At 60.6% G+C, this 5,061-nt stretch carries 3 protein-coding genes; 2 read left to right on the plus strand and 1 reads right to left on the minus strand.

Going from position 1 to position 5,061, the window contains the following annotated elements:
- Window positions 1-41 precede the first annotated feature (41 nt).
- Window positions 42-782, plus strand: a complete 741-nt coding sequence (locus A15D_RS16875) for a dienelactone hydrolase family protein (protein WP_031227104.1) — start codon at window positions 42-44, stop codon at window positions 780-782.
- Between the two features lie 313 nt (window positions 783-1,095).
- Here A15D_RS16875 and A15D_RS16880 read toward each other — a convergent pair whose 3' ends face one another.
- On the minus strand, window positions 1,096-2,148 hold the full coding sequence (locus A15D_RS16880; protein WP_102792876.1) for a 3-deoxy-7-phosphoheptulonate synthase: 1,053 nt from the start codon (window positions 2,146-2,148) through the stop codon (window positions 1,096-1,098).
- Between the two features lie 561 nt (window positions 2,149-2,709).
- On the opposite strand from A15D_RS16880, the gene pbpC reads away from it, so the two are divergent.
- Window positions 2,710-5,037, plus strand: coding sequence for a penicillin-binding protein 1C (pbpC, locus tag A15D_RS16885; RefSeq protein WP_102792877.1), 2,328 nt, complete (start codon window positions 2,710-2,712; stop codon window positions 5,035-5,037).
- The last annotated feature ends 24 nt before the right edge of the window (window positions 5,038-5,061 follow it).

A 5,061-nucleotide genomic window follows, 5' to 3' on the forward strand; every position in this document is an offset into this window, starting at 1 on the left:
CTGTTCACTGTTCACTGTTCACTGTTCATGGCGATCTCATTATGACAAACCAACCTGTAGGCATTCCCCTCCCCAGTGGTCATACCATGCGAGCGCGCTGGTTGCGGCCGGCGTCGGCGCAGCCGCATAAGGCGGCGGTGATCGCGATTCACGATATTTTTGGTTATACCGATGATATTGAGCGCATTGCGCAGCGGCTGGCCGATAACGGTTATCCGGTGTTGGTGCCGGATTTATATGATTTGCCGGGCAGCAAGGCGTTGTGTGTCGTGAAGACATTGAAGGCCCATGAAACCGGGAAAGGGCCTGCGTTCGAGCAGCTTGAAGCCTGCCGGCTCTGGTTACTGGCGCAGTCGGATGAGCCGGTGGAGCAGGTGGGGGTGATGGGCTTTTGCATGGGCGGTCGTTTTGCTGTGCTGTATGCCAGCCAGGCCCCGGTGCAAGTGGTGGCGCCATTTTATGGCGGGATCCCGAAGAAGGCGGAGTCCCTGCAGGGGATCTGCCCGGCGGTGGGTGGCTGGGGGCGTCAGGATATGCTGTATGGCGATCATGGCGAGCGATTGGCCAGCCATCTTGATCGTCTGGGGGTTCCCCATGATGTGAAGACGTACGACGATGTGGGCCATTCTTTCATGAATGACCACCAGACCTTCACATTCAAGAAACTCGGCCCGCTGCCGCCGCTGCGCTCAAAGTTTGACGCGGGGGCTTCGGAAGATAGCTGGCAGCGGGTGTTGGTTTTCTTCGAAAAGGTGTTTTCGGGGGAGATCGGTTCTCGCTAGAGGCGGAGTAACGTGGTCATGTCGGTTACCATTCGCACTTCGAATGGATCGCCATGCGAGCATGGCTCCTACAAATCGTGGCGCCTTCTACCTTGTCGGAGCTATGCTCGCATGGCGATGAATTACGGATTTCGCTGATTTTTCAGGTATACCACAAAGGCAATGCTGGCGATGACCAGCAGAAAAATCACGAAAGCAGTCAATAGTTCTGACAGGGTCAGGTTGGCCAGCATCCGGGCTCTCCAGGCAGACAGATCAATTCAGAATAGCAGAACCGTGGAAGGTAAGCGCCTGCCACGGTTGCCATTGTGGATCAGATTTCCTGCAACAGGTCACAGGTCTTCTCCCATCCCAGACAGCCGTCGGTAATCGAGACCCCGTACGCTAGCGGTTTGTCCTGCCCCTGGCGCCCATCTTCAAGATGACTTTCCAGCATCACGCCGACGATGTGCTGCCGGGACGGGTCACGCTGCTGTTGACGCTGGGCCAGCAAGTCACGAAGTACATGGGGCTGGCGTAGCGGGTCTTTACCGCTGTTGGCGTGGCTGCAGTCCACGATCAGGCGAGGGTTTTGGCCCTTTGCCTGCAGGGCTGTAACCGCCTGGCGAACACTGTTGGCGTCGTAGTTCGGGCCATCGTGCCCGCCTCGTAATACCAGATGGGTATCCGCATTGCCTGCGGTCTGTATCAGCGCGTTACGGCCATCGTCATCCATACCCAGATGCGTGTGCGGATGACTGGCGGAGCCCATGGCGTCGCAGGCAATGTCGATGCTGCCATCGGTACCGTTCTTGAAGCCCACCGGCATCGCAAGGCCGCTGACCATTTCACGGTGAATCTGCGATTCGGTGGTGCGCGCTCCGATCGCCGCCCAACTAAGCAGGTCGCCCAGGTAATCTGCAGCCATGGGGTGGAGCAGTTCCGTGGCCAGAGGCAGGCCCAGCTTGGCCAGGTCTCGCAGCAGGTGGCGGGCGACAGTCAGGCCGGTGCCGATGTCGTTGCTGCCGTCCAGATGGGGATCGTAGAGCATGCCTTTCCAGCCTACGGTAGTACGCGGTTTTTCCACGTAGGCGCGCATCACGATGAATGCCTTGTCTCGCAATTGCTCAGCCAGTGCGGCCAGCCGGTGACCGTATTCCAGTGCGGATTTCGGATCATGGAGCGAGCACGGGCCGGTGATGATCAACAGGCGATTGTCCTCACCGTTGAGAATATTGCGAACAGTCTGTCGATGGCGATCGATCTGTTCGGCCAGGGCGCGATCCACGGGCAGGCGCTCTCGCAGCACGGCGGGAGTGGGCAGTGGCAGGCTACGGCGGCTGGCAGTCGTCAGATTCCGGGCTGTGGTGTCGTGAAGCTGTTGCATGGTCGTTCCTTGTATCGGGTGCGCCTGCGGGGCGCTGAAATTCATCGTCGTAATCGCAAAACCGGCGGCTGCCAGTGGCTAAATCGTGTGCTGGACGCTGTCAGGCAATATCGGTACATGGTGTTGCTCCTTGATGACGTTGGCGTTGTTGGCGCCAATAAAAAACCCCGGGCGGGATACCGACCGGGGTTTTTGAGGTTTCGGCAGGCGTCCCTTGCGGGCGCGCCTGGATACGGGATCAGGCGCGCAAGCGGCTAAACCAATACCCAAAATAGAAGGTGCCAGACACAACACGACCCACTACCGCGCGAGCGGTCAGGTGTGAATTGTGGGAGGTTGGCGCTTTCATCATTTAATCTCTGTCTGTTGCGTTCGATATGAACGTGCAGTGTCTCGATGATTCAAGACTAGCCCGCAGCTACCGTCGCTGCAAGCGGAAAAGGCCTGGGGAGCTATTCAGAGGCTCCCTGGCAGTTATAGCGAAATGCTATGCCGCTGCAGGCTCGCTTCCGGGCGGCCCTTTGGCTAGTCTTTGTTTTCCTGCTGCGAGCCACCACGTCCATGCCTCATCTCACGAAAAAGACCGCGCTGCGCTGGTTTTCTATTCCGGCTTTGGGGCTCTTGCTACTGGCCGCCTTGCTGCACTACTGGCCACTTCCTGAACGGCTGACCAGTACGCCTTACGCTACCTTGATGCTGGACCGGGAGGGGCGATTGCTCAATGCCCGTATCGCCAGTGATCAGCAATGGCGATTCGTGCCGGTGGCGAAGCTTCCGCCAAAATACCAGCAGGCGCTGTTGCGCTTTGAGGATCAACGATTTTTCGCCCACCCGGGAATTGACCCGCTGGCGATTGGCCGTGCCCTGTGGCTCAACCTGGAGGCGGGCAGGGTGGTGAGCGGGGGCTCGACCCTGACCATGCAGCTGGCGCGGTTGCTAAGAGAAGACCCGCCCCGCACGCTGCCCGAGAAAGCCCGTGAAGCCTGGCTGGCACTCCAGCTGGAGTGGCACCTGAGCAAGGAGGACGTGCTGGTGCAGTATGCCAGCCGGGCGCCGTTTGGTGGCAACATCGTTGGGTTGCGGGCAGCCTCCTGGCGTTACTTTGGCCGTGAGCCTGCGGCGCTGAGTTGGGCAGAAGCCGCCTTGTTGGCGGTGTTGCCCAATGCGCCTTCCTGGATTCACCCGGGCCGTAATCGTGACCGACTGCGGGCCAAACGGGACCGGTTACTGCAGGCGCTCCATGACAGTGGAGCCATGGAGCTGCGTGACTTGCAACTGGCGCTGCTGGAGCCGCTACCGGCGGCCCCGGCGCCCTTGCCACGGCTGGCCAGCCATTTGATGCAAACCCTCGAGCAGCAACAGCACAGTAAACTGTTGCGGACCACCCTGGATGCGGACCTGCAGCGGCGGGTTCAGTCCCTTGCTGCTCAGCATGGGCAGCGCCTGTCGCGGGAGGGGGTGCACAATGTGGCGGTGGTGGTCATTGATCACCGTGAAGGAGAGACCCGGGCCTATGTGGGCAACACCACCGAGGGGGATCCGCAGGAATACGGTGCCGCTGTAGACATTGCCAGCGCTGCGCGTTCGACCGGCAGCGTACTCAAGCCCTTGTTGTATGGGTTGATGCTGGATGGGGGGCTGCTCCTGCCCGATACCCTGGTCGCAGACCTGCCTACCAATTACGCCGGCTTCAGCCCGGAGAATTACGATCACGCCTACCGCGGTGCAGTGCCGGCGCACCAGGCGTTGAGTCAATCGTTGAACATTCCGGCGGTGCGCATGTTGCGGGAATACGGCATTGGCCGTTTCCACAGTGAGTTGCAGCGTATGGGAATGAGCACCCTGTTTCGCCGTGCCGAGGACTACGGGCTGACCCTGATTCTCGGGGGGGCAGAAGGGCGGCTGGATGAATTGACCGGTATTTATGCCCGCCTTATGCGTGCCGCCACCGGCCTTGCCCCCGGCACGATTCGTACCCTGCAACAGGACGAGGAAGACAACTCGCCGTTGATGCTGTCCCCCGGGGCGGCATGGTTGACCCAGCAGGCACTGCGAGAGGTGGCACGTCCGGGCACCGCGCGGCAGTGGCGCCAGTTCAGTTCCAGCCAACCGATCGCCTGGAAAACCGGTACCAGCTACGGGTTGCGGGATGCCTGGGCAATCGGCAGTAATGGCCGCTATACCGTCGGTGTCTGGGCTGGCAATGGCAATGGAGAGCCCGCCCCGTCATTGGGCGGTGCCGCCACGGCGGCTCCTGTGATGCTGGATGTGTTCAGCCTGCTGGGCCCATCGCCCTGGCCTGCAGCTCCCCTTGATGAACTCAATACGGTGCAGGTATGTGTCGACGACGGCTATCTGGCGGGCGGGCAATGCCAGACCCGCACCGGTTATGCGCCACGGTTGAGTCATTTCCAGTCCGTTACGCCGCATCATTTACGGATTCATCTGGATGCCAACGGGCAGCGAGTGCATGGCAACTGTGAAGCGGTGGCGAACATGCAACACCGGGACTGGTTTGTGTTGCCGCCGGCTCAGGCCTGGTTTTATCAGCGGCAGCACCCTGATTACCGGCCGTTACCGGCATGGCGCGAGGATTGTGTAGCCGGTGCCCTGGCCCTGCAGAGCGAGCCGCCCATGGCCATCGTGTACCCGCATGTGGGGAGTGAGATCTACATTCCCACCGAGCTGGACGGGCGGGCCGGGCGGGCGATTTTCCGTGCCGTGCATCAGCGCAAGGGGGCGAGACTCTACTGGCATCTCGACGCGGAGTTTCTTGGCGAGACACGGCATTTTCATGAGCGGGCGATCCTTGCCGAGCCCGGCTGGCATACGCTGACGCTGGTGGATGATCAGGGGTTCCGCCTGCGTCAGCGTATCCGGATTCTTTAGGGAGCCTCTGAATAACTCCTTGCA

This window comes from Alcanivorax sp. MD8A, from assembly GCF_002888555.1.
Taxonomy (GTDB): domain Bacteria; phylum Pseudomonadota; class Gammaproteobacteria; order Pseudomonadales; family Alcanivoracaceae; genus Alcanivorax.

Excerpts from the sequence above, each read along its gene's own strand:
- A15D_RS16880 (WP_102792876.1), bottom strand. The coding sequence starts at position 2,148 with ATGCAACAGCTTCACGACACCACAGCCCGGAATCTGACGACTGCCAGC.
- A15D_RS16875 (WP_031227104.1), top strand. The coding sequence starts at position 42 with ATGACAAACCAACCTGTAGGCATTCCCCTCCCCAGTGGTCATACCATG.
- pbpC (WP_102792877.1), top strand. The coding sequence starts at position 2,710 with ATGCCTCATCTCACGAAAAAGACCGCGCTGCGCTGGTTTTCTATTCCG.